Genomic DNA, 25,905 nt, shown 5'->3' with positions numbered 1-25,905 from the left:
TACAGGAAGCGATGTAACGAGTGAGCGACCACTACCAGGTCCTCGGGGTGTCCCGGGACGCCACCGGAGAAGAAATCAAGAAGGCCTACCGGAAACTGGCCCGCAAGCTGCACCCGGACGTGAACACCGCGCCCGGCGCCGCGGACGAGTTCAAGGCCGTCACCCACGCCTATGAGGTCCTCTCCGACCCCGAGAAGCGTCGGATCTACGACACCACCGGCAACGAAAACGGCACCGACAACGGGTTCGGCGGAGGCTTCGGCGGCCAGGGCTTCGGGTTCCAGGACATCTTCGACACCTTCTTCGGCGGCGCCGGCGGCGGCGGGCGCGGCCCGGCGTCGCGCACCCGCCGCGGACAGGACGCGCTGATCAACGTCCGCATCGACCTGCGTGACGCCGTGTTCGGCACCGACAAGAAGATCGACGTCGAAACGGCCGTCGTCTGCCCCACCTGTGACGGCAGCTGCTGCCAGCCCGGAACCTCCCCGCGCACCTGCGACATCTGCCACGGCACCGGCCAGGTCCAGCGCTCCGTGCGCTCCATCCTGGGCCAGGTCATGACCACCGCTCCCTGCGGCACCTGCCAGGGCTACGGCACCGTCATTCCCGATCCCTGCCACGAATGCGCGGGGGAGGGACGGGTGCGCAGCCGCCGCACGCTGACCATCCGGGTGCCCGCAGGCGTTGCCACCGGCACCCGCATCCAGCTTTCCGGCCAGGGCGAGGCCGGCACCGCCGGCGGCCCGCAGGGCGACCTGTACGTGGAGATCCGGGTCAGCCCCGACCCCACCTTCACCCGCGACGGCGACGACCTGCACGCGACCCTGACCGTGCCGATGACCGCCGCCGCGCTGGGCACCACCGTCACGCTGGCCACCTTCGACGGCGACCGGGAGGTCACCGTCAAGCCCGGCACCCAGTCCGGCGAGGTCACCGTGCTGCGCGGCCTGGGCGTGACCCACCTGCGCGGAGCCGGCCGGGGAGACCTGCACGTGCATCTGCAGGTGGAGACCCCCACCAAGGTCGACGCCGAGCAGGAGGAGCTGCTGCGCCGGCTGGCCGAGCTGCGCGGCGAGCAGTACGCCGAAGGCCGGCTCTCGACGTCCGGCTCCGGTGTCTTCGCCAAGCTGCGCGACCGCCTCGGCAACCACTGATTCATGACCAGCCCGATCTTCTACGGCGACCCCGACGCCGTCGCCGCCGCAGCGCCGGGGACGACGTTCGTCCTTGACGGACCCGAGGCCCGGCACGCGGTCTCGGTGAAGCGGCTGGCTGCCGGCGAGGACGTGGACATCGCGGACGGCCGGGGCCTGCGCCTGGCCGGACGGGTGCTTGCCGCCGCGCCGGCGCGCCTGGAGGTGGAGGTCCTCGCCCGGGTCCAGGAACCGGAACCGGAGGGCCGGTTCATCCTCGTGCAGGCCCTGGCCAAGGGGGACCGGGACCTGCAGGCGGTGGAATCCGCCGTCGAGCTGGGCGTGGACGAGGTGGTTCCGTGGCAGGCGGACCGCAGCATCGTCCGCTGGAACGCCGACAAGGCGGCGAAGGCCCGGGCCAAGTGGCAGGCCCTTGCCGCGGCCGCGGCCAAGCAGTCGCGGCGGGCACGGATCCCCGAGGTCGCGGAGGTCGCCTCCTCCCGGGCGCTGCCCGGGCGCCTGGCCGACGTCGGCCAGGTCCTGGTCCTGCACGAAGAGGCGGACGCGCCGCTGGCCACCGTGCTGGCGGCCGCCGCCGAGCGCTACAGCCGCGGGATCGCCGTCGTGGTGGGCCCGGAGGGCGGTATCTCGCCCGCGGAGCTCCAGGCGCTGCGGGAGGCGGGCGGCGTCGTCGTGCGCCTCGGCCCGCACGTGCTGCGCTCCTCCACCGCAGGCCCTGCGGCGCTGGCAGTCCTGGCCTACGAGCTGGGGCGCTGGGAAACGGCCTGAGCGCGCCATGGTGCCCTGCCCGGCGGCAGCCCGTGTGCCGGCACCCTAGCCGCCGGCTACCCGGATCAGCTTGGAATCCTCATTGGTGCCGTCCTCGCCGTGGTGGACCCGCAGCTGGTAATCGCCGGGGGGCAGCTCCACCTCGAAGCTGAAGCTGCCGGTGTCGCCGGTTTCGGCGTCCAGGTCCGCAAAGCCCTCGGCCGCCGGCTCCGGGGCGGGCCTGCCGTCCGCCGCCAGCCGGTCCACCCGCCAGGCCAGCGGCGCGCCCTGGGACACGGCGGTGCCGCTGACCTGGACGGTCCCGGCGGATCGGTCCCCGTGCTGGGGTTCGATGATCCAGATGGGTGCCGTCAGGCTGGGGTCGCGGGTCAGGGCGCCGTCCAGCGGCTCGTGCCCGAAGGCCACGTAGTCGGCCTTGCCGTCCACGAGGACCACCACGCTGGACTCCTGCCCGTAGGTGGTCAGGCCCGCATTGTGCGCCGCCGCCGTGGCGGTGTACACGAGCTGCTGCACCGCACGGTGGGCGACGCCGGCGTCCAGCGGGGCCTTGAAGGCATCCGAGGAGATGTCCACGGTGATCACGTTGCGGCCCGAGATGGAGGCGCTGACCTTCTCGGCCGGCTGCCAGGGCGTGAAGTAGTCGCTGTCCAGCGGAACCTGGCGCGTCATGGCCGCCACGGCCTCGCCGATCGGGTCCGCGGAATGCTCCGACGGGAGGAACTCCCGGTACAGCTGGATGTCGGAGCCGTTGCGGCCCAGCCAGTACACGGGGTTCAGATGCCGGGTCCGGCTGTCGTCGGCAGGGGCAGTGACGGCCATGGTCGAATCCTGGACCGCCGCGGTGCTGAAGGAGGTGGGCATGGAGGTGGTGGCGTTCTCGGCCACGACTCCGCAGGCACACAGGCCGGACAGGGCTGCTGCGGCGACGGCTGCGCGCAGCCGCCGGGCGGCGGTTCTTCCGCGGTGGGCGCCCATCGTCCTCCTCACGGATCCAGCGTTCCCTCATACGTTGTGCTGCGCCCGGCACCGGGCACGCCTTACAGCTTCGCACGGCCCGGGACGCCGGATGCCGGGATTTATCCCCCTGCGTCCGGACTGCAACACGATTGAGACAGAGCCGATGCCGGGGTGAGACCTGCCGCCGCAGGGGGAGGGGCGGTCCGTTGGCATATCCAGTAACATTAACCACGAGGCTTCGCCGCCGGACCGGCGCCGGACGCCGACCCCGCCGGCAGCCACCGGCATCCATACTTCCTAAGGGGCGATGAAAGGCCTTCCCGGGCCGCATTTATGACCGAATCTTCAGCTGGAACGCGAATTCCTGGTACGGAAACCCGCACCATTGTCTTTGACTCCACCGAACAGATGGTCCAGTCTCTGGGCGCCAACGACGAGGCGCTGAAAACGATCGAGGCCGCCTTCCCGCAGATGAGCCTGCATGTGCGCGGCAACGAGCTTTCCCTCACCGGCCCCGCCGCCGACGTCGGGCAGGCCGACCGCCTGGTCAACGAAATCCGCGTGCTCGCGCGCAGCGGAACCCGCGTCAGCCCCCAGGTGCTCGAGCAGCTGGTCATCATGCTGCGGGAACAGAGCGCCGAGCGGCCCGCCGAGGTGCTGACCCAGAACATCCTCTCCACACGCGGCAAGACGATCCGGCCCAAGACGCTCAACCAGAAAAACTACGTTGACGCGATCGACCGCAACACGGTCGTCTTCGGCATCGGACCGGCCGGCACGGGCAAGACCTACCTGGCCATGGCCAAGGCGGTCCAGGCGCTGCAGCAGAAGGAAGTGAACCGGATCATCCTCACCCGCCCCGCGGTGGAGGCCGGAGAACGGCTCGGCTTCCTGCCGGGCACGCTGAGCGACAAGATCGATCCGTACCTGCGCCCGCTCTACGACGCGCTGCACGACATGATGGACCCGGAGTCCATTCCGCGCCTGATGGCGGCCGGGACCATCGAGGTCGCCCCGCTGGCGTACATGCGCGGCCGCACCCTCAACGACGCGTTCATCATCCTCGACGAGGCGCAGAACACCACGCCCGAACAGATGAAGATGTTCCTGACCCGCCTGGGCTTCGGCTCGAAGATGGTGGTCACCGGAGACGTGACGCAGGTGGACCTGCCCGGGAACACGGTCTCCGGCCTGCGCGTGGTGCAGCAGATCCTGGAGGGCGTCGACGACGTCGCGTTCCCCCAGCTGAGCGCCGCCGACGTCGTCCGCCACCGGCTGGTCAGCGACATCGTCACCGCCTACGGAACCTGGGACGAGGAAAACCGGAAGGCACGGCAGGAAGCCGCCGCGCCGCGCAGCGGACGTGACCGCAGGCCGGCGCCCCGCGACGGCAGGGAGCTGCGATGAGCATCGAGGTCAACAACGAGTCCGCCGTTCCCGCCGACGAGGAGGAGCTCGCCCGGCTGGGCCGCTACCTGCTCGAGGCGCTGTACGTGCATCCGGAAGCCGACCTGTCCATCATCCTGGTGGACGAACCGGCCATGGAACGGCTGCACATTGAATGGATGGACCTGCCCGGGCCCACCGACGTGATGTCCTTCCCCATGGACGAGCTGCGCCCCGGCACCCCGGGACGGCCCGCCGCCGCCGGGATGCTCGGCGACATCGTCCTCTGCCCGCAGGTTGCCGCCGAACAGGCGAAGGCCGCAGGTCACGGCCTGCGGGAGGAACTGCTGCTGCTGACCACCCACGGACTGCTGCACCTGCTCGGCTACGACCACGCGGAGCCGGAGGAGGAACGGGAAATGTTCGCGCTGCAGCGGCGGCTGCTCGGGGACTACCTGGGCACCGAGGCACCCCGGGAGACCCGAAGTTGAGTATCGGCGTTCTGATCGCCATGGCGGTGGTGTTCGTGGTCCTTGCGGGCCTGCTCACCGCCGCCGAATCCGCCTACAGCTACCTGCCCCGGCATGACGCCGAAGCCCTGCTCGAGGGCCGCTCCGGCGGGTCCCTGCGACGCATCCTCGACGCGCCGGTGGCGCATATGCAGGCGCTGCGGTTCTGGCGGGTCTGGTTCGAGATGGCCACCGCCGTCTCCGTGGCCACCGTCTTCCAGCTGCTGCTCGACAACATCTGGCTGGCCGGACTGCTGGCGACGGTCACCATGGCCGCCGTCGGGTTCGTCCTGGTCGGGGTATCGCCCCGCCAGATCGGCCGCCGGCACGTGTCCGGCGTCGTAGTCCTCACCGCGGGCCTGGTGCGCGTGCTGCGCAGTGTGCTGGGCCCCGTGCCGGGCTGGCTGGTCCGGGTGGGCACCGCCGTCGCACCGGGCGCGCAGGGCCAGGACGCGGCCTTCCTCACCGAGGACGAGTTCCGTGAACTGGTCGACCGCGCCTCCGAGGCCGACATGATCGAAGACGCCGAAGCCGAGTTCATCCACTCCGTCTTTGAACTGGGCGACACCAAGGTGCGTTCGGTCATGGTCCCGCGCACCGACATGGTCTGCATCCAGTCCGGCAGCACGCTGCGCAAGGCGATGTCGCTCTTCCTGCGTTCGGGCTACTCCCGGGTCCCCGTGATCCAGGACAGCGCCGACAAGATCCTGGGCATCCTCTACCTCAAGGACGTTGCCGCCCAGCTGCACGGACACCCGCCCGAAGCGCTCGACCGCAAGGTCGACGAGGTCCTGCGCGAGGTGCGCTACGTGCCCGAATCCAAGGCGGTCAGCGAACTGCTGCAGGAGCTGCAGCGCGAATCGACCCACGTGGCGATCGTGATCGACGAGTACGGCGGAACCGCCGGCCTCGTCACGCTCGAGGACCTGATCGAAGAGATCGTCGGCGAAATCGTCGATGAATACGACTCCGAACGCCCGGAGATCGAAGACCTCGGCGACGGCCGGTTCCGGCTCTCCTCGAGGACCGGCATCGATGACCTGGGTGAGATCTTCGGGGTGGAGCTGGAAGACGACGAAGTGGACACGGTGGGCGGGCTGCTCGCCAAGTCCCTGGGCCGGGTGCCCATCGTCGGCAGCGAAACCGATATCCACGGCATCCGGCTTCATGCCGAACGGCTGGAAGGGCGCCGCAACCGGGTGTCCCACGTCCTGGCCTGGCGCGCGCCGCAGGCAGCCGACGACAACCGCGGAACCGACGCCGAGGCCGGCGCCGGTGACCGCTCCCACACGACAGAACTGGTACCACGCAATGACTGAGCAGAAGCACCGAGCCGGATTCGTCTCCCTGGTGGGCAGGCCCAACGCGGGCAAATCGACCCTGACCAACGCCCTGGTGGGGCAGAAGGTCGCCATCACCTCCGCCAAGCCGCAGACCACGCGGCACACCATCCGCGGCATCGTCCACCGTCCCGACGCCCAGCTGATCCTGGTCGACACGCCGGGACTGCACCGTCCGCGTACGCTGCTCGGCCAGCGGCTGAACGACCTCGTCGCCGACACGCTGTCCGAGGTGGACGCGATCGGATTCTGCCTGCCGGCGAACGAGCCGGTCGGACCCGGTGACCGGTTCATCGCGAACCAGCTGGCCGCCCTGCGGGGCAGGCCGGTCATCGCATTGGTGACCAAGACGGACCTGGTTGACCGTGCGGCCCTGGCGAAGCAGCTGATGGCCGTCACCGCCCTCGGCACCGAGGTGCTGGGGGAGGGCGGCTGGGCGGACGTCGTGCCGGTGTCGGCCGCCGACGGCTTCCAGGTCGACACGGTCTCGGACGTCCTGGTCTCGCACATGCCCGAGTCCCCGCCCCTGTACCCCGACGGGGAACTCACCGACGAGCCCGAAGCCGTCATGGTGGCCGAACTGGTGCGCGAGGCGGCCCTCGAAGGCGTCCGCGACGAGCTGCCGCACTCGCTCGCCGTCGTGGTCGAGGAGATCGTTCCGCGCGAAGGCCGTTCCGAGGACAACCCGCTCCTCGACGTCCGGGTGAACCTGTACGTGGAGCGGCCCTCGCAGAAGGCCATCATCATCGGCCGCGGCGGCTCCCGCCTGCGCGAAGTGGGCAGCAACGCCCGGCGCAGCATCGAGGCCCTGCTCGGCACCCGCATCTACCTGGATCTGCACGTCAAGGTGGCCAAGGACTGGCAGCGGGACCCCAAGCAGCTCGTCAAACTGGGGTTCTGACCTCCCGCGCGCTGAGATCTGCGACACAAACGTCCGCCGCCGGTGTCCCCGGCGGCGGACTTCTGCGGGCGTGGTTCCGTACGTTCTCCCAGATTCGCGCCGTACACTGTCCTCCGTTCAGCATTAGTTTCTCCGAGTGAAGGGATCGGCCATGTCCTCGCGCCGTGCCTCATCGGCAGCCGGTTCCTCCACACGGTCCGCGCAGCCTTCAGTCCGCCGGGCCCGCGTGTCCGGCGGCCGCCACCTGGGCCGGGGCGGCGGTTCCGGCCACCCTGCGCTGAAGGCCGTCGCCGCCGCCCTGTCCCTGGTGCTCGTTGCCGGCCTGGCATTCGTGGGCATCCAGCTGATCCGGCTGCAGAACAACTTCGACACCCGGCCCCTGGACCTCAGCGGCAATGACAACGCAGCCCCTGCCGCCGCAGCCAGCGACCCGCTGCAGATCCTGGTCCTGGGCACGGACAACCGTGAAGGCCAGGAGTCCAACAACTCCGACGTCATGATGCTTGTGCACCTGGGGGCCAACCGGGAGCACGTCACCGTTGTCAGCTTCCCCCGCGACCTGCTCGTACCGCTGCCGGCCTGCACCGATCCCGAAACCCAGACCGTCTATCCCGCCATGGAGCTGGGCCAGCTGAACGGCGCTTTGGGCAACGGCGGGCCGGGCTGCACCGTTGCGGCGATCAACGAGCTCACCGGACTGAGCATCGATCACTTCATGATGGCCGACTTCAATGCGGTCGAGGAGCTTTCGAACACCCTGGGCGGAGTGGAGGTCTGCGTGAACCAGGCCGTGGACGATCCGCTGTCCGGACTGAACATTCCCGCCGGCGTCAGCACCGTCCAGGGCCAGCAGGCCCTTGCCTTCCTCCGTACCCGCCACGGCTTCGGCAACGGCGGCGATGAAGGGCGCATCCGTGCCCAGCAGAGCTTCCTCTCCTCGATGGCCCGCAAGATCCAGTCTGAGGACACGCTGAACAACCTCCCGAAGCTGTACTCGATCGCCGAGACGATCACCCGGAACCTCACCGTCGACGAACAGCTCACCGACATTCCCACCCTCGTCGGCCTGGCCGGGCGGCTCAAGGACGTCGACCTGGGCCGGGTGGCCTTCGTGACGGCCCCGGTGGTGCCCTACGATCTCGATCCCAACCGCCTGGTGCTCAACGAACCTGCGTCGCAGGAACTCTTCGACGCCCTGGTCAACGATGAGGACATCACCGCCGGCGCCGAACCGGAGCCTGCGGAGACCGCCACCGCCGCGCCCACCGAGGAGGCGCCCGCCGTCGACCGCGCCGCCGTGCCCGTCTCGCTGCTGGACGCCTCCGCCGTCGGGAACCGCGACGCCGAGCTGGCCGGGTTCCTCCTCGGTGAAGGGTTCACCCAGGCCGTGGCCGGCGGCAGCACCGCCCTGGCCAACCCGGCGACGCAGGTCTTCTTCAGCCCCGGCTATGAGGAGGCAGCGGCCGAGGTCGCGGCCGCCCTGAACCTCCCGGCAGTGCAGGTTGCGGCCGGGACCGGATTCACCGGCGTGCTGGTCCAGGTGGGCCAGGACTTCGCCGAAGGCGACCGGCTTGCCGACGGCGGTACCGGCGGGCTGGGGGACCTCAGCGGCCAGACCGCCGATCAGGTTACGTGCCAGACTGCGTTTGGTTACTAGCGGTTCTGCACCCCGCGCGGACTGCGTGTTAGTCTGACGACGTGCGCGCAGAGCTCCTTCTTCTTAGCTGCCGCGGCGAGGCCTGAAGCGAACCACGCAGAGGCCGAACCCTCGTCGCGGAGTTTGTGTTGCCCGGCCGCAGTACCCCAGCTCCAAGAGAAAAGGCCGGCAGATCCATGCGCAACGCACAGCAGCCCTCCCAGATGCCCTTCCACCGGTACGTGCCCTTCCAGGACCAGATCACCGTCGAGCTGCCGGACCGCACCTGGCCCGACAAGGTCATCACCCAGGCGCCGCGCTGGTGCGCGGTGGACCTGCGCGACGGCAACCAGGCCCTGATCGACCCGATGAGCCCGGAGCGCAAGCACCGCATGTTCGACCTGCTGGTCGGCATGGGCTTCAAGGAGATCGAGGTGGGCTTTCCCTCCGCCTCGCAGACGGACTTCGACTTCGTCCGCCAGCTGATCGAGGGGGACCGGATCCCCGATGACGTCACCATCCAGGTGCTCACCCAGTCCCGCGAGCACCTGATCGAACGCACCTATGACGCCCTTGAGGGCGCTGACCGGGCCATTGTCCATCTCTACAACTCCACCTCGGTGCTCCAGCGCAAGGTCGTGTTCAACACCGACCAGGACGGCATCGTCGACATTGCCCTCACCGGTGCACGGCTGTGCCGAAAGTACGAGGAGCAGCTGCGCGGAACCGAGATCACCTACGAATACTCCCCGGAGTCCTACACCGGCACCGAGCTGGATTTTGCCCTGCGCATCTCCAACGCCGTCGCCGATGTCCTCGAGGCCTCCCCGGACCGGCAGATGATCCTGAACCTGCCGGCCACCGTAGAAATGGCGACCCCCAACGTCTACGCGGACTCGATCGAGTGGATGCACCGCAACCTCGCCAACCGGGACTCGATCATCCTGTCCCTGCACCCGCACAACGACCGCGGCACCGGCGTGGCCGCCGCCGAGCTGGGCTACCTCGCCGGCGCCGACCGGATCGAAGGCTGCCTGTTCGGCAACGGTGAGCGCACCGGCAACGTGGACCTGGTCACGCTGGGCATGAACCTGTTCAGCCAGGGCATCGACCCGCAGATCGACTTCTCCAACATGGACGAAATCCGCCGCACGGTCGAATACTGCAACCAGCTGCCCGTCCCCGAACGCTCGCCCTACGGCGGCGACCTGGTCTTCACCGCCTTCTCCGGCTCCCACCAGGACGCCATCAAGAAGGGCTTCGAATCGATGGAACGCGACGCCGCGGCGCAGGGCACCCCGGTGGAGGAAATGCAGTGGGGCGTGCCCTACCTGCCCATCGACCCGAAGGACATCGGCCGCAGCTACGAGGCCGTCATCCGGGTCAACTCGCAGTCCGGCAAGGGCGGTGTCGCCTACCTGCTCAAGAGCGAGCACAACCTGGACCTGCCCCGCCGGGCCCAGATCGAATTCTCCGGCGTCATCCAGCGGCGCACCGACACCGCCGGCGGCGAAATCACCGGAGCGGAGCTGTGGAAGGTGTTCCAGGACGAGTACCTGCCGGTCACCGAGGACTCCGACGGCGAGCCGTGGGGCCACTACCGGCTGGCCGCCGCCAATGCTGACACCGCCGAGGATGGCAGCTTCCGGCTGAACGCGACCCTCGTGGCGGACGGCGCCGCCCACCGCCGCACCGCCTTCGGCACCGGCCCGATCGACGCGCTGCTGCAGATGCTCGCCGAGGACGGCGTCGACGTGCGCCTGCTCGACTACACCGAGCATGCCCTGTCCGCAGCCGGCAACGCGCAGGCTGCCGCCTACGTGGAACTGGCGGTGGGGGAGCGCGTCCTGTGGGGCGTCGGCCTGGACGCCAACACCACCATGGCGGCGCTGAAGGCCGTCATCTCCTCGGTCAACCGGGCCATCCGCGACCGGGCCTAGAATAGCGAGAGTGGCCCCCAAATCCTTTGCCTCCCGGACCTACCGGGATGAAGCAGTGGTCCTGCGCACCCACAAGCTGGGTGAGGCGGACCGCATCGTCATCCTGCTCACCCGAGCCCACGGGCAGGTCCGGGCGGTGGCCAAGGGGGTCCGCCGGACCTCGAGCAAGTTCGGCGCCCGCCTGGAACCGTTCATGGCCGTGGACCTGCAGCTCACGCACGGCCGGACCCTGGACATCGTGACGCAGGTCCAGACCCGCGGGGCCTACGCCGGGCCGATCGCCGCCGACTACGCCCGCTACACCGCGGCCGCGGCCATCGCCGAGACCGCCGAGCGGCTCACCGACGTCGACGGCGAGTCAGCCACCGCGCACTATCACCTGGTCCTGGGCGCCATGGCCGCCCTCAGCCGCGGGGCCCACGCCCCGGAGCTGATCCTGGATTCCTACCTCCTGCGCGCCCTGGCCACCGCCGGCTGGGCTCCCAGCTTCACCGACTGCGCCCGCTGCTCAGCGCCCGGCCCGCACAGCGCGTTCGCGCCCGCACTGGGCGGCGCGGTCTGCGCTGCGTGCCGGCCCCCGGGAGCGGCGTCGCCGTCGGGTGAGACCATGGCGCTGCTGGCGGCCCTGCTCACGGGCGACTGGGCGGCCGCCGACGCCGCGGACGCCCAGCCGCGGCGCGAATCCGCCGGCCTGGTCGCCGCGTACCTGCAGTGGCACCTTGAGCGGGTCATCAAGTCCCTACAACATGTGGAGCGTGTCTAGCGTGCACCCGAAGAAGTCCGCCCCGGTCCGGCCCTGGCCCCATCCCTCCGGCGCCGTCCCTCCGTCGGTGCCCCCTGCCCTGGTGCCGAACCACGTGGCGATCGTCATGGACGGCAACGGCCGCTGGGCCAACCAGCGCGGCCTGCCCCGCACCGAAGGCCACAGGGCCGGCGAAGCCGCCCTGCTGGACGTGATGGCCGGCGCCGTGGAGATCGGCATCCGGCACGTGTCCGTGTACGCCTTCTCCACCGAGAACTGGAAGCGCTCCCCGGAGGAGGTGCGCTTCCTGATGGGCTTCAGCCGCGATGTGCTGCGCCGCCAGCGTGACCAGCTGGACGCCTGGGGGGTGCGGATCCGCTGGTCCGGCCGCCGTCCCCGGCTCTGGCAGTCGGTGGTGAAGGAACTGGAGGTCGCCGAGGAGCAGACCAGGGGGAACACCACCTGCACCCTGAACATGTGCGTGAACTACGGGGGCCGGGCGGAGATCGCCGACGCCGCCGCGGCCATCGCCGCCGACGTCCAGCGCGGCAAGCTGCGCGCCGGCTCGATCAGCGAAAAGACCATCCAGCGCTACCTCGACGAACCGGACCTGCCCGACGTCGACCTCTTCCTGCGCACCTCCGGCGAGCAGCGCTTCTCCAACTTCATGCTCTGGCAGTCGGCCTACGCGGAGATGGTGTTCATGGACACCCTCTGGCCCGACGTCGACCGGCGCACCCTCTGGGAAGCGGTGGAGATCTACGCCCGCCGGGACCGGCGGTACGGGGGCGCGGTGGACAAGGCCGCCACCGCCTGACCTCGGTGCGCGCCGGGGGAGGGGCGGCCCGGTCCGCGGTTTCTCAGGGCCGCGGAATGAAGCCGTCCAGCCACCGGCCCATCCGGGTGTAGACGAGACCGCGGACCGGCCGGGCGGAGAGGAGCACATCGTGCAGCGCCCCGTCGAAGCGGAACACCGTGACCTCGGGGCCCAGCAGCAGGCCGCGCTGGACCATCGCCGACACGTCGAGGACGGAATCCGTCTCGGTCATGTCCGGGGTCCACTTCGCGGCGATGGTGGAGCGGGCGGAGGCCAGCAGCAGGATCGGCACCCGGATGTCCAGGCCCTTGGCCACCTGCGCATGCCCGGCCAGGACGGCGGAGATCCAGCCCGCCCGCACCGGGAAGCTCATCCGCGGTTTCCACACCGGATGCGGATCCCACTCGCCGTCGGCCTCGCGGCTGATGCTGCGCCAGTAGAAGTCCAGCTCCGGCAGCACCAGGCGCGCCTTGGGCCGCATCCGCGCCAGCGGCTCCAGCAGCCCGGCGGCGGCACCGCGGACCATCGAGCTGCCCCGCAGTTCCAGCCACGGGCTGTTGAGGATCAGAGCCTCGATCCGGCCGGGATTGCGGTGTGCCCACAGGCTCGCCACCAGGCCCCCCGTGGAGTGGGCCATCAGGCTGATCCGCACCGGCACCTGCGGGCCCAGCCGGTCATGCAGGTCCAGGCGGACGGCGGCCATCGCAGCCTCGAGGTCGGCGTCATACTCGGCCAGGTCGTTCACGAAGCCCTCGGTCTGCCCCTCACGCAGCGAACGGCCGTACTTGCGCAGGTCCAGGGCGTAAAAGGACATCCCGTGTCCGGCAAAGAACTCGGCAAGCTCCGTGTGGAAAAAGTAGTCCGCCCAGCCGTGCACATAGATGACGGCATGGACCGGCTCGGGATCCCGGCGCGTGCCGGGCAGGAGGGAGCGCAGCGTCCGGCGCAGCCGTTCACCCGGGCGCTCCGCCACGGGTTCCGGCGTGAAGCTGACGAGCGTGGCCGCCAGCGGCCCCTCGTCGTCTTCGCCGAGGTCCAGCGTCAGGCACCGGTAGCCCTCGCCAAGAATGTCGGGCTCCCAGTTCAGACCCATGTCACCGAGCATATCCGACCAAAATCCGACCTCGGTGACGCGCCGGATTTGGCCCCGGACCGGGGGCGTGGAATCGTTTTAACCATGCGCGTTTATCCCGCTTTCTTCCGCCTTGTCTTCTCCGGGATGGACCCCGAGCTGGCCCATCGGATCGGTTTCACCGCCATCCGGGCCGCGGCGCTGACACCGGCCGGCCCCGCGCTGCGGCGGCTGACACGCCCGTCGCGTTCCCTGAAGACCGAGGCCCTGGGGCTCGAGTTCCCCTCACCTTTCGGACTGGCCGCCGGATTCGACAAGGAAGGCTCCGGCGTCGCCGCCCTGGCCAATCTTGGGTTCGGCCACGTCGAGGTCGGCACCGTGACCGGCCGCGCGCAGCCCGGCAACCCCAAGCCGCGGCTCTTCCGCCTCGTGGAGGACCGGGCCGTGATCAACCGGATGGGCTTCAACAACGACGGCGCCGCCGCCGTGGCGCCCCGCCTGGCCAAGGCACGGGACGTGCTGGCCCGCCGGGCCGGCCGGCCGCGGCCCGTGGTGGGCGCCAACATCGGCAAGACCAAGGCGGTGGACCTGGCCGACGCCGTGGCGGACTACGAGACCAGCGCCCGGCTGCTCGCGCCCCAGGCGGATTACCTGGTGGTCAACGTCAGCTCGCCGAACACTCCCGGCCTGCGGTTGCTGCAGGACGTGGAGGCCCTCCGCCCGCTGCTGACGGCCGTACGCGCCGCCGCGGACGAGGCTGCGGGGCGGCGGGTGCCGCTCTGCGTGAAGATCGCCCCCGACCTGGCCGACGAAGATATTGACGCGGTGGCGCGGCTGGCCCTGGACCTGGGCCTGGACGGCGTCATCGCCACCAACACGACGATCACCCGTCAGGGCCTTGCCTCGGACCCGGAGCAGGTCATGGCCTGCGGGGTGGGCGGGCTGAGCGGGGCTCCGCTGAAGCAGCGGTCCCTGGAGGTGCTGCGCAGGCTCCGCGCGGCGCTGGGGGAGGGCGGTCCCGACATCATTTCCGTCGGCGGCGTGGAGTCCGCCGACGACGTGCGCGAACGGCTGGCAGCCGGCGCCAAGCTGGTGCAGGGCTACACGGCCTTCCTCTACGAGGGGCCCTTCTGGGCGGCGCGGATCAACCGGGGCCTGGCCCGGGGCCGCTGACCCGGAGGGAATCCGATGCATGGAGAAGGGGACGCCGTACGGCGTCCCCTTCTCCATGCATCGGGCCTGAGGTGTCCGCGCCTCAGCTCGGGTACTGGCCCCGGCGGACCTGGGGCTTGGGCAGGCGGAGCCGGCGCATCTGCAGGGCCCGCGAGATGCCGTACCAGACATCGCCCCGGTCCGGGCCGCCGAACTTGTCGGTGAGCCGGCGGCGCAGGCTCCGGCGCAGCAGCAGGCTATCGGCGATGACCACCAGCAGCAGCAGCCAGAAGACCATCATGACCAGGCTCTGCAGCGTGAGGTTCGGAATGAAGGTGAGCACCACGAAGAGCAGGGCCGCGATCATGAGGAACTCGCCCACGTTCCACCGGGCATCCACCACGTCACGCACGAAGCGCCGCTTGGGTCCCTTGTCACGCAGGGGAAGGTAGCGCTCGTCGCCCGTCTCCAGGGCCTGGCGGGTCTTCAGCCGCTCCTGGCGCATGGCTTCCCGGGAGGCGTCCTTGGCCGCCTTGCGGTCGTTGGGAACCAGCGGGCGCTTCCGGGCGGCAACCTGGTCCTTGCGGCGCGGCGTGGGGGCTCCCTTGCCCGCGGCCTTGCCTGCCGCCGGCTCCGCCTCGGCAGCTCGCTGGTCTACGGTTTCCTGCGCGGTGGGCGCTTCCTTGTTTCGTCCGAACACCCATCAAGAATACCCGAGTAGGGTGCTGCTATGACTTCACACGCCGAAGAACACCCCGTGCGTCGTGACGCGGACACCCTCCGCGCCCGGATCGACGCTGATTTTGCCCGCACGGTGGAGGAGCTCAAGGCCCTGGTGGCCATCCCCGGGATCGCCTGGGACTCCTTCGACCCCGCCCGGCTGGACGACAGTGCCGCCGCCGTCGCCGACCTGGTCCGGGGCCTTGGCCTGGACGACGTCCGCGTCCTGCGCGTGGACAACGACGGCCGGCCCGGCGGCCCCGCCGTCGTGGCGCGCCGCCCCGCGGCACCCGGCAGGCCCACCGTGCTGCTCTACGCCCACCACGACGTCCAGCCGCCCGGCGATCCCGACCTGTGGGAGACCGAACCGTTCAAGGCCGTCGAGCGGGACGGCCGGCTGTACGGCCGTGGCGCCGCCGACGACAAGGCCGGGATCATGGTCCACGTCGCTGCGCTGCGTGCCCTGGCGGACGCCGGGACCGACGTCGGCGTGACCCTGTTCATCGAAGGCGAGGAGGAGGCCGGGTCCCCGACCTTCCGCACCTTCCTGGAAACGCACCGCGACCTGCTCGCTGCGGACGTCATCGTGGTCGCCGACTCCTCGAACTGGAAGGTCGGGGTGCCGGCCTTGACCACCAGCCTGCGCGGGTTGGTGGACGGCACGATCGAGCTGCGGGTGCTGGACCACGCAGTGCACTCCGGGATGTTCGGCGGACCGGTGCTGGACGCGCCCACGCTGCTCGCACGGCTGATCGCCACGCTGCATGACGATCAGGGCAATGTCGCCATCGACGGGCTGGTGGCCTACGACGACGCCGAGGTGGATTACCCCGAGGCGGACTTCCGGGCCGATGCGTCCGTGCTCGACGGCGTGCAGCTGGCCGGGTCCGGTTCCCTGGCCTCACGGCTGTGGACCAAGCCGGCGCTGTCCATCATCGGGATCGACGTACCGTCGGTGGCGATGTCCTCCAACACCATCCAGCCGTCGGCCCGGGCCAAGTTCAGCCTGCGCCTGGCGCCCGGGCAGGACCCCGCCGAAGCGATGGCCGCCGTCGAACGCCACCTCGCCGCCCACGCCCCGTTCGGCGCCCGGGTCCGGCTCCTGCCGGGGGAGCAGGGCAACGCCTTCGCCGCAGACACCACGGCGCCCGCCGCGCAGGCCGCGCTGGAGGCTTTCCGGACCGCGTGGGGCACGGAGCCGGTGGAAGCCGGCATGGGCGGTTCCATCCCGTTCATCGCCGACCTGACCGAGGTGTTCCCGCAGGCGCAGATCCTCATCACCGGCGTGGAGGACCCGGATTCGCGGGCCCACAGCGCCAACGAGTCGCTGCATCTGGGTGATTTCCGCAACGCCATCCTCGCCGAGGCGCTGCTGCTGGCCTCCCTCTAGGAGGGGCCGGCGGGACTGCCGGGGGGAAATGAAAGGACGCGCCGAACGGTTATACCGGCGGGTACCCCCCGGCGTACCATGGAGGGGACTTAGCCCCGGCGGCTTGTGCGCCGGGGCGAAGCACACCAGGAAAGAGAGAAGCCAATGAGCATTTCCAGCGAAGCGTCCGTCACCGAAACCGAGAACGAGCTGCCCACCCACGAGGTCCTGCTCAGCGACGTCGCCGCCGACAAGGTGCGGAGCCTGCTGGAGCAGGAAGGCCGCACCGATCTGCGCCTGCGCGTGGCCGTGCAGCCCGGCGGCTGCTCGGGCCTGATCTACCAGCTCTACTTCGACGAGCGGGTGCTGGACGGCGACGCCGTCCGCGACTTCGACGGCGTCGAGGTCATCGTGGACAAGATGAGCGTCCCGTACCTGAGCGGCGCGTCCATCGACTTCGAGGACACCATCTCGAAGCAGGGTTTCACCATCGACAACCCGAACGCCGGCGGTTCCTGCGCCTGCGGCGACTCGTTCCACTGACGGGCGCCGCGGCTCGGCCCGGCACGTAACATCAAAGCTGAATAACGCCCGACGCGGTGCGGTCTGTCACTGGACCGCTCCGCGTACGGGTAAGCTCTACAGGTAGTAGTAAAACTATTAGGTGCGCAGCGGGGGATGCTTTTCTGCTGCGCAGCACTTGCACGTAACAAGAGGAAGGGCCGTCTGTGAGTTCGCAGGAACGAACCAGCAGCCGACGCGCCAGGATCGTCAAGATCTCAGCCGTTTCGTCGGCCGGCGCGCTGTTTTTATCGGGTTGTTCAGAAGAGGTCCAGAAGGGCTGGCTGCCCACTGAACGGGACATGACCAACCACACCGGCCGCATCATGGACCTGTGGGTCAACTCATGGATCGCCGCGCTGGCCGTGGGCATCCTGACCTGGGGCCTGGTCATCTGGTGCATCGTTGCCTACCGGCGCCGGAAGAACGAGACCGGCTACCCGCGGCAGCTGAGCTACAACCTTCCCCTGGAAATCTTCTACACCGTGATCCCGCTGTTCATGGTGCTGGTGCTGTTCTTCTTCACCGAGCAGGACATCCGGGCCATCGAGGAACGCGATGAGAATCCCGACGTCATCGTCGACGTCCGCGGCAAGCAGTGGTCCTGGGACTTCAACTACGTGAACGAGGACAAGTACTTCTCGGGAACCCAGGTCAACCTGGACGGAACAGAGAAGAGCGAGGACGAGTTCCCCACGCTGTACCTGCCGGTCGACCAGACCGTGGAGCTGCAGCTGAACACCCGCGACGTGCAGCACTCCTTCTGGGTGCCCGCCTTCCTGCAGAAGATGGACCTTTACCCGGGACGCACGAACTACATCACCCTGACCCCGCAGGTCGAGGGCACCTATGACGGCAAGTGCGCCGAGCTCTGCGGCGAATACCACTCCGAAATGCTGTTCAACGTCAAGGTTGTCTCCGAGCGGGAGTACAACGACTACATCGCGACCCTGCCTGACGGCCAGCTCGGTGATGAGTACGACCGCAGCTACAGCTACAACGAAGCCCGACCCGAATCGATCGACGAGTAAGTAAGGAGGCAGGAAGAGCACCGTGACTACTCTCGAATACACTTCGGACGATCTCGAAACCCGGGTCGCGCCTCGAGTAACACCGGTATCCAAGGGACGCATCGTCGTCGACTGGATCACTTCCACCGACCACAAGAAGATCGGGTACATGTACCTGATCTCCAGCTTCATCTTCTTCTGCCTCGGCGGCGTGATGGCCCTGGTCATCCGGGCCGAGCTGTTTGAGCCCGGTATGCAGATCCTGCAGACCAAGGAGCAGTACAACCAGCTGTTCACCATGCACGGCACGGTGATGCTGCTGATGTTCGCCACCCCGCTGTTCGCCGGCTTCGCCAACGTCATGATGCCGCTGCAGATCGGCGCTCCCGACGTGGCGTTCCCGCGCCTGAACGCCCTCGCGTTCTGGTTCTTCCTGCTGGGCTCCACCATCGCGGTGGCCGGCTTCATCACCCCGCAGGGTGCGGCCTCCTTCGGCTGGTTCGCGTACGCGCCGCTGTCGAACACGACGTTCTCGCCCGGTGTGGGCGGTGACCTCTGGGTCTTCGGCCTGGCACTGTCCGGCTTTGGCACCATCCTGGGTGCGGTCAACTTCATCACCACCATCGTCTGCATGCGTGCCCCGGGCATGACCATGTGGCGCATGCCGATCTTCACCTGGAATACCCTCGTCACCGGCATCCTGGTCCTGATGGCGTTCCCGCCCCTGGCGGCCGCACTGTTCGCCCTCGGCGCCGACCGGCGCTTCGGAGCGCACATCTTCAACCCGGACAACGGCGGTGCCATCCTGTGGCAGCACCTGTTCTGGTTCTTCGGCCACCCCGAGGTGTACATCATCGCGCTGCCGTTCTTCGGCATCGTTTCCGAGATCATCCCGGTCTTCAGCCGCAAGCCGATCTTCGGCTACAAGGGCCTGGTCTACGCGACCATCGCCATTGCCGCCCTCTCCGTGACCGTGTGGGCACACCACATGTACGTCACCGGCGCGGTCATGCTCCCGTTCTTCGCGTTCATGACCATGCTGATCGCGGTGCCCACCGGCGTGAAGTTCTTCAACTGGATCGGCACCATGTGGCGCGGCTCGATCACCTTCGAGACGCCCATGCTCTGGAGCATCGGCTTCCTGATCACCTTCCTGTTCGGCGGCCTGACCGGCATCATCCTGTCCGCACCGCCGCTCGACTTCCACGTCTCCGACACCTACTTCGTGGTGGCGCACTTCCACTACGTCGTGTTCGGCACCGTGGTGTTCGCGATGTTCGCCGGCTTCTACTTCTGGTGGCCGAAGTGGACGGGCAAGATGCTCAACGAGCGCCTCGGCAAGATCCACTTCTGGCTCCTGTTCGTCGGCTTCCACGGCACCTTCATGGTCCAGCACTGGCTGGGCGTCATGGGCATGCCCCGCCGTTACGCGGACTACCTGGTGGAGGACAACTTCACCGCCATGAACCAGTTCTCCACCATCGCCTCCTTCGTCCTCGGCGCCTCCCTGATTCCGTTCTTCTGGAACGTGTACATCACCTGGCGCCGCGGCAAGAAGGTTGAGGTCGACGATCCCTGGGGCTTCGGCGCCTCCCTCGAGTGGGCTACCTCCTGCCCGCCGCCGCGGCACAACTTCACCTCGCTGCCGCGGATCCGGTCCGAGCGCCCCGCGCTGGACCTGCACCACCCCGAGCTCCAGCAGACGGTCACCGATGAATCGGCCGCTGCCAAGGTCTTCGGCCCCGGCGACCGGAAGGAAAAGGTCAAGTGAAGGTAGAGACAAAGCTCTTCATGTACATGGCCCCGTTCTTCGCGGTCGTGGGCGTGGTGTACGGCTTCCTGGTCGAATGGAAGGAGCCGGTGGGCTACCTGGCGCTGTTCCTCACCGCCGGCATGTCCCTGATGGTCGGGTTCTACTTCGGCTTCACCGGACGCCGGATCGGTCCCCGCCCGGAGGACCGCCTCGACGGCGAAATCCACGAGGGCTCGGGCGAACAGGGCTTCTTCAGCCCCTGGAGCTGGTGGCCGCTGGTACTGGCCACCGCCTGCGCGGGCGCCTTCCTGGGCCTCGCAGTCGGCTGGTGGGTCCTGTTCATCTCCGCCGGACTGGCCGTCATCGCCCTGATCGGCTGGGTGTACGAGTACAGCCGCGGAGCACACGCCCACTAAGGCAACAGCCCGCTTTTCACGGCAGGGGCCCTGCAGACACTCTCGTCTGCAGGGCCCCTGCCGTCTGCGTTCCACTCCCGGCGCTAATCTGGAGGTGCAGCCGCTGGCTGCCGCTGCCGTCGCCGCCGGCGTCAGTGAATCGGGAAAGGGCAGCCTACGTGTTGGACAGCAAGGTCCTCCTGCGCGCAGCGAGCGTGCGGAAATGATCAGCAGGGCACTGCGGGCCTATCCGGAGCGGATCGAGAAGATCCCCGGGAAAGCCAAGTACGTCCAGCTGCAGGAAATCCTCCGCCGTTTCGTGGAGCAGCACGCCCCGGCCGGGGCCTGCATACCCTCCGAGCGGGAGCTGGCGGAGCACTTCGGCGTCGCCCGGATGACCGTGCGCCAGGCGATCGACGCGCTGGTCGACGACGGCACGCTGGAACGCGTGGTGGGCCTGGGCACCTTCGTGGCCCGGCAGAAAATGGACCTCCAGGTGAAGCTGACCTCCTACAGCGAGGAAATGCATCGCCGCGGCATGGTGCCGGACGCACACGTCCTGAGCTTCGAACAGATCGGCGCCTCCCAGCTGGTCGCGCGGGAGCTCCAGATCGACCCGGGCCAGCCGGTGATCCGGTTCCGGCGGCAGCTGCTGGCCGACGGCGAGCCGATGAGCGTGGACGAGAACTTCATCCCGGCCCACTACGTTCCTGGCTTCCTGGACGAGGAGCCGCCGACGTCGCTCTACCGGGTACTGAGCGAGCGGTACGGGCTGGTCATGGAGTGGGGCGAGGACACCATAGAGGCGACGGCGGCATCAGCCTCCATCGCGCGCCTGCTCAACGTCGAGCTGGGTGCCCCGCTGCTGAAGATCCAGCGGCACGCCTACGTCTCCCGGTCCATGGTGGACTATTCGGTGTCGTACTACCGGGCAGACCGCTACAAGCTCTGGGTGCCCCTCCAGCGGCCGGGCGTCCGCGGGCCCCGCTCGTATCAGCCGCGCCTGCCTCCAGGCGCTTAGGCGGCCCCTCAGAGGCCCCGTCAGGGTTTCCAAGGCCTGCGCCCGAACGGACCGGCCTCCTGGTAGGGGGTACTACGGCCTGTTCGGCGGGGGAGTGCGTCTGGCCCGGAGGGGGACACGCTCCCAGGACCGGCGGGACTCCTGCACGGGAACTCAGCCGACGCGGTGAAGAAGCAGGCTGCAGCAAAGAAAAAGGAAGGCCCCCACCGGCATGCTGCCGGTGGGGGCCTTCCTTTTCAGTCCTGCAGGATCAGCGCTCCACGATGGAGGCCTGGTCCGTGCGCTCGGCTTCAACTTCAGCCGGGGACTCGTGGTGATGTGCTTCCTCGAGCTCGGCCGGGGTGACCGGAGCCACGCGGTCTTCGAAGAAGAACCGGGACAGTGCCCCGCGGCGCTTCTCCGAGCCGGTGATCTTGCCGCGTGCATTCGGCTGGGCCGGAATGTACTCGGGGGACTCGAAGTCCACCAGGCGGTAGCGCTTGTACTCGTCGAGGGGCTGGTGCACCTCGATGTACTCGCCGTGCGGCAGGCGGACGATACGGCCGCTCTCCACGCCGTGGAGGACGATCTCCCGGTCCTTGCGCTGCAGGCCGAGGGCGATGCGGCGGGTCACCATGAAGGCGATGATCGGACCGAAGAAGAACAGGAAGCGCAGCCAGTACGTCACATCGTTCAGCGACACATCGAAGTGCGTGGCGATGAGGTCGGAGGAGGCCGCGGCCCACATGACGCAGTAGAATACGACGCCGGCGGCACCGACCGCGGTGCGGAACGGAGCGTTGCGCGGACGGTCGAGCAGGTTGTGGGACCGCTTGTCCTTGGTGATCCAGGCTTCGATCCAGGGCCACGCGAACAGCAGGGTGAACACCAGACCGGCCGGGCCCAGTGCCGGGAGCAGCACGTTCAGCGAAAGCGTGTTGTCGCCCCACGGGAACGGAATGACCCACTCGAAGGGGAAGCCGAACAGCCAGCCCGGCATCAGCCGGAGCGCGCCGTCGACCCAGCCGATGTACCAGTCAGGCTGGGTGCCTGCGGACACGGGGGAGGGGTCGTACGGGCCGTAGTTCCAGATCGGGTTGATCGTGAAGGCTGCCGCCATGAAGGCCACGATGCCGAACACGATGAAGAAGAATCCACCGGCCTTGGCCGCGTAGACCGGACCGACCGGGTAGCCGACCACGTTGTTCTCGGTACGGCCGGGGCCGCGGTACTGCGTGTGCTTGTGGATCACGACCATGAACAGGTGGAGGGCGATCATCAGCAGGATCAGGGCCGGCACGAGCAGGATGTGCAGCACGTACAGGCGGCCGATGATCACGGTGCCGGGGAACTCGCCCCCGAACAGGAAGAAGCTGATGTAGGTGCCGACGACCGGGACGGCCTTGATGACGCCGTCGATGATGCGCAGGCCGTTGCCCGAGAGCAGGTCATCCGGCAGCGAGTAGCCGGTGAAGCCGGCAGCCAGGGCCAGGATCAGCAGCACGCCGCCGACAACCCAGTTCAGCTCACGCGGCTTGCGGAACGCACCGGTGAAGAACACACGCAGCATGTGGATCGAGACCGAGGCCACGAACAGCAGTGCGGACCAGTGGTGCACCTGGCGCATGAACAGGCCGCCGCGCACGTCGAAGGAGATGTCCAGCGACGAGGCGTAGGCGACCGACATCTCCACGCCCTTGAGCGGCGCGTAGGAGCCCTCGTAGTGCGTCTCCGCCATGGACGGATCGAAGAAGAAGGTCAGGAACGTGCCCGAGAGCAGCAGGATGACGAAGGTGTACAGCGCCACCTCGCCGAACATGAAGGACCAGTGGTCGGGGAAGACCTTGCGGCCGAACTCCTTGACCGCGGCGGATCCGTTGACCCGGCTGTCGACGTAGTTGGTGATGCGTCCCAGCCGCGTCTTGGGCTGGAACTGCTCGGTAGCGGTAGACATATCAGCCACGCTCCCAGTAGCTAGGTCCGACAGGTTCGTGGAAATCGCTGGTGGCGATCAGGTAACCCTCATCGTCCACCGCAATCGGCAGCTGCGGAAGCGGGTGCACGGCCGGACCGAAAATGACCTTGCATTCCTGGGTCACATCGAACGTCGACTGGTGGCACGGGCACAGCAGGTGGTGGGTGTGCTGTTCGTACAGGGCCACCGGGCAGCCGACGTGGGTGCAGATCTTGGAGTAGGCAACGATGCCGTCCACGGACCAGTCCTCGCGGCCGGGGGAGACCTGCAGCTCTTCCGGATCCAGGCGCATCAGCAGGACGACGGCCTTGGCCTTCTCCTCCAGCTTGTGCTCAGCCTCGTTGAGGCCTTCCGGAATGACGTGGAACGCCGAGCCGAGGGTCACGTCGGACGCCTTGATCGGGGTGCCGCTGGGGTCGCGGGTGAGGCGGACGCCGGCGTCCCACATGGTGTGGCGCAGGACGTCGCCGGGCAGCGGGCCCAGGTCGCGGAAGATCGCAATTGCGGGCAGGGGAGCCAGGGCCACAGCACCCAGCAGGGTGTTGCGGATCAGGGGACGGCGCTTGATGCCCGTCTCCTCCACGATGTCGCCGACCATCTTTTCGGCGACGGCGCGGCTCTCCTCGGAGCGGATCTCATGCCGCTCCTCGACGATCTCGTGGTCGGGCATCAGGGTCTTCGCCCAGTGGACGATGCCCACGCCGATGCCGAGCATGGCGAACGCGGTACCCAGGCCGAGCAGGAGGTTCTGCAGGCGGATATCCGCAATGGTGTGTTCACCTTCGAGCTTGATCCCGAAGTAGCCGAAGAAAAACAGCAGGGTGCCGATGATGGAGATGGTGAAAAGGATCGCCACCTGCCGCTCGGAACGCTTCTCGGCCCGGGGATCCGTGTCAGCCAGGCGAGGGCGGTGCGGGGGAAGCCCCGGATCCGGGAACTTCTCCTCGCTGCCCTGGCCAGCCGTAGCTACGGTGCCCGAGGTGTTCGGACTGCCGTGACTATGGTCGCCCATGATCCCCCTCATCCTTACGTTGAAACTGCATTGAATAGACCTATGTGTAACTGTGAGTCACCCGGGTGGGTGAAGTGAGTGCGGTGATTAGGATGACCGGGAGGTCAGCCAGATGGTGAAAGCGATGATCATGCCCAGACCGGCGGTCCAGACGAACAGGCCCTCGGACACGGGACCCAGCGAGCCCAGCTGCGCTCCACCGGGGGAACCGTTGGCTTCGATGTTCTTGAGGAACGAGATGATGTTCTGCTTGTCCTCGGGGGAGATGTTCGCATCGCTGAAGACAGGCATGTTCTGCGGGCCGGTGATCATGGCCTCGTAGATGTGCTTCTCGCTCACGCCGTCCAGGCTCGGTGCGAACTTGCCGCGGGTCAGCGCACCGCCGGCGGCGGCGGCGTTGTGGCACATGGCGCAGTTCACGCGGAACAGCTCGCCGCCCTCGGCGGGGTCGCCGGCGGAGGCATCGAGGTACTCGGAATCCGGAACGGAGGGGCCGGCGCCGAGGCTGGCGACGTAGGCGGCCATCTGCGCGGTCTGCTCATCGTTGAACTGGACCGGCTTCTGCTGGGCCTGCGGACCCTGCATCTGCATCGGCATACGGCCGGTGCCGACCTGGAAGTCGACCGACGCGGCGCCGACGCCGATCAGCGAGGGGGCGTTCTCCGTGCCGGAGGCATCCATGCCGTGGCAGGAGGCGCAGTTGGAGATGAACAGCTTCTCGCCCTCGGTGACGTCCTCCGCCGTGTAGGTGGGGGTTTCAGCCTTGGCCTCGTTTGCGCCGTTTGCGACTGCGTAGAGGCCACCGGTAACGAGCAGGGCCATCAGCAGCAGCGCCAGCACTGCCATGGGATGACGTCGCTTTTGCGATAGTGCCTTCACTTGGTGGTTCCTAACTTATGGGGTCTTCAGGGGTACGCGTACCACTGGCGGTTCTGGGGGTCCTGCCTGCCGGCAGGTCTACTTCAGGAAGTAGATGACGACGAACAGGCCGATCCACACCACATCGACGAAGTGCCAGTAGTAGGACGTGACGATCGCCGAGGTCGCCTCGAAGTGGCCGAAACGCTTGGCGGCGTAGGCACGGCCGATGATGAGGAGGAAGGCGATCAGTCCGCCTGCCACGTGCAGGCCGTGGAAGCCGGTGGTGATGTAGAACGCGGAGCCGTAGGCGTTGGAGGAGAGCGAGACTCCCTCCGACACGAGCACTGCGTACTCGTAGCCCTGGACGGCAACGAAGATCGCACCCAGGAGGAACGTCAGGTAGAACCACTCCACCATTCCCCAGCGGGAGAGCTGGAAGATGCCGCCGGTGCGGCGGGGCTGGAGGCGCTCGGCGGCAAAGACGCCGAACTGGCAGGTGAAGGAACTGGAAACAAGGATCACCGTGTTGACGAACGCGAACGGGACGTTCAGCTTCTCCGTCTCCATGGCCCAGAGGTCGCCGGAAGTCGACCGGAGGGTGAAGTACATGGCGAAGAGGGCGGCGAAGAACATCAGTTCGCTGGACAGCCAGACCACGGTTCCGACGGAAACCATGTTCGGCCGGTTCAGCGCAGGGTGAGCCGGGGTACTGGGGGCATGGGTCGCTGTTGTCACAGAGTCATTATGCCGGTAAATCAGGCCGGTTCACCAACAGCTGAGCGACAACGGCGCGTCCGGATGGCCGGTCACGGGCGCGGATCCCAGTAACGGCGCGGAAGTCCGCCACCGGAAACAAATCCGCTTTTTCTACCAAA

The 25,905-nt window shown here is 68.3% G+C and carries 24 protein-coding genes; 17 read left to right on the top strand and 7 right to left on the bottom strand.

The window, feature by feature from the left end; all coding sequences use genetic code 11:
- Window positions 1–20 precede the first annotated feature (20 nt).
- Window positions 21–1,154 carry a molecular chaperone DnaJ gene (gene dnaJ, locus AC5RV6_RS09595; protein ID WP_494007078.1) on the top strand — a complete coding sequence of 378 codons (1,134 nt, stop codon included), beginning with the start codon at window positions 21–23 and terminating at the stop codon, window positions 1,152–1,154.
- A 3-nt stretch (window positions 1,155–1,157) separates the two neighbouring features.
- On the top strand, window positions 1,158–1,922 hold the full coding sequence (locus AC5RV6_RS09590) for a 16S rRNA (uracil(1498)-N(3))-methyltransferase (RefSeq protein WP_494007077.1): 765 nt from the start codon (window positions 1,158–1,160) through the stop codon (window positions 1,920–1,922).
- Between the two features lie 45 nt (window positions 1,923–1,967).
- Here AC5RV6_RS09590 and AC5RV6_RS09585 read toward each other — a convergent pair whose 3' ends face one another.
- Complete coding sequence (locus AC5RV6_RS09585; RefSeq protein WP_494007076.1) at window positions 1,968–2,897, bottom strand: GerMN domain-containing protein; 930 nt, start codon at window positions 2,895–2,897, stop codon at window positions 1,968–1,970.
- Between the two features lie 315 nt (window positions 2,898–3,212).
- Between AC5RV6_RS09585 and AC5RV6_RS09580 the strand changes: the two genes are divergently transcribed.
- The 8 genes from AC5RV6_RS09580 (at window position 3,213) to AC5RV6_RS09545 (ending at window position 12,150) form a co-directional block, all read left to right on the top strand.
- Window positions 3,213–4,286: a PhoH family protein gene (locus AC5RV6_RS09580; RefSeq protein ID WP_494007075.1), complete on the top strand. Its 1,074-nt coding sequence runs from the start codon at window positions 3,213–3,215 to the stop codon at window positions 4,284–4,286.
- The gene (gene ybeY / locus AC5RV6_RS09575) at window positions 4,283–4,756 is read left to right on the top strand and encodes an rRNA maturation RNase YbeY (RefSeq protein WP_494007074.1); all 474 of its coding nucleotides are present in this window, start codon (window positions 4,283–4,285) and stop codon (window positions 4,754–4,756) included. Before AC5RV6_RS09580 ends, ybeY begins: the two co-directional genes overlap by 4 nt.
- A gap of 20 nt (window positions 4,757–4,776) precedes the next feature.
- On the top strand, window positions 4,777–6,093 hold the full coding sequence (locus tag AC5RV6_RS09570; protein ID WP_494007391.1) for a hemolysin family protein: 1,317 nt from the start codon (window positions 4,777–4,779) through the stop codon (window positions 6,091–6,093).
- Window positions 6,086–7,015 (top strand): GTPase Era, encoded by a 930-nt coding sequence (era, locus tag AC5RV6_RS09565; protein WP_494007073.1) that lies wholly within the window; start codon window positions 6,086–6,088, stop codon window positions 7,013–7,015. The genes AC5RV6_RS09570 and era overlap by 8 nt, the downstream gene beginning before the upstream one ends.
- A gap of 151 nt (window positions 7,016–7,166) precedes the next feature.
- Window positions 7,167–8,672 (top strand): LCP family protein, encoded by a 1,506-nt coding sequence (locus tag AC5RV6_RS09560; RefSeq protein ID WP_494007072.1) that lies wholly within the window; start codon window positions 7,167–7,169, stop codon window positions 8,670–8,672.
- A 176-nt stretch (window positions 8,673–8,848) separates the two neighbouring features.
- Window positions 8,849–10,591, top strand: coding sequence for a 2-isopropylmalate synthase (gene leuA, locus AC5RV6_RS09555; protein WP_494007071.1), 1,743 nt, complete (start codon window positions 8,849–8,851; stop codon window positions 10,589–10,591).
- Between the two features lie 10 nt (window positions 10,592–10,601).
- Complete coding sequence (gene recO / locus AC5RV6_RS09550) at window positions 10,602–11,354, top strand: DNA repair protein RecO (protein ID WP_494007070.1); 753 nt, start codon at window positions 10,602–10,604, stop codon at window positions 11,352–11,354.
- On the top strand, window positions 11,347–12,150 hold the full coding sequence (locus AC5RV6_RS09545) for an isoprenyl transferase (RefSeq protein WP_494007069.1): 804 nt from the start codon (window positions 11,347–11,349) through the stop codon (window positions 12,148–12,150). Before recO ends, AC5RV6_RS09545 begins: the two co-directional genes overlap by 8 nt.
- Window positions 12,151–12,193: 43 nt before the next feature.
- On the opposite strand, the gene AC5RV6_RS09540 is transcribed toward AC5RV6_RS09545, so the two are convergent.
- Complete coding sequence (locus AC5RV6_RS09540; protein WP_494007068.1) at window positions 12,194–13,243, bottom strand: alpha/beta hydrolase; 1,050 nt, start codon at window positions 13,241–13,243, stop codon at window positions 12,194–12,196.
- A gap of 84 nt (window positions 13,244–13,327) precedes the next feature.
- On the opposite strand from AC5RV6_RS09540, the gene AC5RV6_RS09535 reads away from it, so the two are divergent.
- Window positions 13,328–14,395, top strand: coding sequence for a quinone-dependent dihydroorotate dehydrogenase (locus AC5RV6_RS09535; protein ID WP_494007067.1), 1,068 nt, complete (start codon window positions 13,328–13,330; stop codon window positions 14,393–14,395).
- A gap of 82 nt (window positions 14,396–14,477) precedes the next feature.
- Here the strand turns inward: AC5RV6_RS09535 and AC5RV6_RS09530 are convergent, their stop codons facing one another.
- Window positions 14,478–15,074 carry a DUF3043 domain-containing protein gene (locus AC5RV6_RS09530; protein WP_494007066.1) on the bottom strand — a complete coding sequence of 199 codons (597 nt, stop codon included), beginning with the start codon at window positions 15,072–15,074 and terminating at the stop codon, window positions 14,478–14,480.
- Window positions 15,075–15,104: 30 nt separating this feature from the next.
- Here AC5RV6_RS09530 and AC5RV6_RS09525 point away from each other — a divergent pair, with 30 nt between their 5' ends.
- From AC5RV6_RS09525 to AC5RV6_RS09500, 6 genes are all read left to right on the top strand, one after another.
- Window positions 15,105–16,484, top strand: a complete 1,380-nt coding sequence (locus AC5RV6_RS09525) for a dipeptidase (RefSeq protein WP_494007065.1) — start codon at window positions 15,105–15,107, stop codon at window positions 16,482–16,484.
- A gap of 144 nt (window positions 16,485–16,628) precedes the next feature.
- The gene (locus tag AC5RV6_RS09520) at window positions 16,629–17,006 is read left to right on the top strand and encodes a HesB/IscA family protein (RefSeq protein ID WP_494007064.1); all 378 of its coding nucleotides are present in this window, start codon (window positions 16,629–16,631) and stop codon (window positions 17,004–17,006) included.
- A gap of 185 nt (window positions 17,007–17,191) precedes the next feature.
- Window positions 17,192–18,055, top strand: coding sequence for an aa3-type cytochrome oxidase subunit II (gene ctaC, locus AC5RV6_RS09515; RefSeq protein ID WP_494007063.1), 864 nt, complete (start codon window positions 17,192–17,194; stop codon window positions 18,053–18,055).
- A 22-nt stretch (window positions 18,056–18,077) separates the two neighbouring features.
- Entirely contained in the window at window positions 18,078–19,805 is a 1,728-nt protein-coding gene (gene ctaD, locus AC5RV6_RS09510) for an aa3-type cytochrome oxidase subunit I (RefSeq protein WP_494007062.1), read from the top strand.
- Window positions 19,802–20,203, top strand: a complete 402-nt coding sequence (locus tag AC5RV6_RS09505; protein ID WP_494007061.1) for a cytochrome c oxidase subunit 4 — start codon at window positions 19,802–19,804, stop codon at window positions 20,201–20,203. The genes ctaD and AC5RV6_RS09505 overlap by 4 nt, the downstream gene beginning before the upstream one ends.
- A gap of 202 nt (window positions 20,204–20,405) precedes the next feature.
- The gene (locus AC5RV6_RS09500; RefSeq protein WP_494007060.1) at window positions 20,406–21,203 is read left to right on the top strand and encodes a GntR family transcriptional regulator; all 798 of its coding nucleotides are present in this window, start codon (window positions 20,406–20,408) and stop codon (window positions 21,201–21,203) included.
- Window positions 21,204–21,453: 250 nt separating this feature from the next.
- On the opposite strand, the gene qcrB is transcribed toward AC5RV6_RS09500, so the two are convergent.
- The 4 genes from qcrB to ctaE all read right to left on the bottom strand — a co-directional run bounded on the left by qcrB (window position 21,454) and on the right by ctaE (window position 25,765).
- A complete protein-coding gene (gene qcrB, locus AC5RV6_RS09495) occupies window positions 21,454–23,136 on the bottom strand; it encodes a cytochrome bc1 complex cytochrome b subunit (protein ID WP_494007059.1) in 1,683 nt (560 codons plus the stop codon).
- Between the two features lies 1 nt (window position 23,137).
- Window positions 23,138–24,169 (bottom strand): cytochrome bc1 complex Rieske iron-sulfur subunit, encoded by a 1,032-nt coding sequence (qcrA, locus tag AC5RV6_RS09490; RefSeq protein WP_494007058.1) that lies wholly within the window; start codon window positions 24,167–24,169, stop codon window positions 23,138–23,140.
- An 87-nt stretch (window positions 24,170–24,256) separates the two neighbouring features.
- Window positions 24,257–25,048 (bottom strand): cytochrome bc1 complex diheme cytochrome c subunit, encoded by a 792-nt coding sequence (gene qcrC / locus AC5RV6_RS09485; RefSeq protein WP_494007057.1) that lies wholly within the window; start codon window positions 25,046–25,048, stop codon window positions 24,257–24,259.
- Between the two features lie 78 nt (window positions 25,049–25,126).
- Window positions 25,127–25,765, bottom strand: coding sequence for an aa3-type cytochrome oxidase subunit III (gene ctaE / locus AC5RV6_RS09480; RefSeq protein ID WP_494007056.1), 639 nt, complete (start codon window positions 25,763–25,765; stop codon window positions 25,127–25,129).
- Window positions 25,766–25,905 lie beyond the last annotated feature (140 nt).

The sequence above is a fragment of the Arthrobacter saudimassiliensis genome (genome assembly GCF_059090665.1).
This window is presented reverse-complemented; position numbering and strand designations above follow the sequence as displayed.

Bases quoted from the DNA above. Each gene is read 5' to 3' on its own strand.
- AC5RV6_RS09560 (WP_494007072.1), top strand. From the start codon at position 7,167: ATGTCCTCGCGCCGTGCCTCATCGGCAGCCGGTTCCTCCACACGGTCC.
- leuA (WP_494007071.1), top strand. From the start codon at position 8,849: ATGCGCAACGCACAGCAGCCCTCCCAGATGCCCTTCCACCGGTACGTG.
- AC5RV6_RS09570 (WP_494007391.1), top strand. From the start codon at position 4,777: ATGGCGGTGGTGTTCGTGGTCCTTGCGGGCCTGCTCACCGCCGCCGAA.
- AC5RV6_RS09585 (WP_494007076.1), bottom strand. From the start codon at position 2,897: ATGGGCGCCCACCGCGGAAGAACCGCCGCCCGGCGGCTGCGCGCAGCC.
- era (WP_494007073.1), top strand. From the start codon at position 6,086: ATGACTGAGCAGAAGCACCGAGCCGGATTCGTCTCCCTGGTGGGCAGG.
- AC5RV6_RS09540 (WP_494007068.1), bottom strand. From the start codon at position 13,243: ATGGGTCTGAACTGGGAGCCCGACATTCTTGGCGAGGGCTACCGGTGC.
- qcrB (WP_494007059.1), bottom strand. From the start codon at position 23,136: ATGTCTACCGCTACCGAGCAGTTCCAGCCCAAGACGCGGCTGGGACGC.
- AC5RV6_RS09580 (WP_494007075.1), top strand. From the start codon at position 3,213: ATGACCGAATCTTCAGCTGGAACGCGAATTCCTGGTACGGAAACCCGC.
- AC5RV6_RS09520 (WP_494007064.1), top strand. From the start codon at position 16,629: ATGAGCATTTCCAGCGAAGCGTCCGTCACCGAAACCGAGAACGAGCTG.
- AC5RV6_RS09590 (WP_494007077.1), top strand. From the start codon at position 1,158: ATGACCAGCCCGATCTTCTACGGCGACCCCGACGCCGTCGCCGCCGCA.
- AC5RV6_RS09500 (WP_494007060.1), top strand. From the start codon at position 20,406: ATGATCAGCAGGGCACTGCGGGCCTATCCGGAGCGGATCGAGAAGATC.
- AC5RV6_RS09525 (WP_494007065.1), top strand. From the start codon at position 15,105: ATGACTTCACACGCCGAAGAACACCCCGTGCGTCGTGACGCGGACACC.
- AC5RV6_RS09535 (WP_494007067.1), top strand. From the start codon at position 13,328: ATGCGCGTTTATCCCGCTTTCTTCCGCCTTGTCTTCTCCGGGATGGAC.
- qcrA (WP_494007058.1), bottom strand. From the start codon at position 24,169: ATGGGCGACCATAGTCACGGCAGTCCGAACACCTCGGGCACCGTAGCT.
- ybeY (WP_494007074.1), top strand. From the start codon at position 4,283: ATGAGCATCGAGGTCAACAACGAGTCCGCCGTTCCCGCCGACGAGGAG.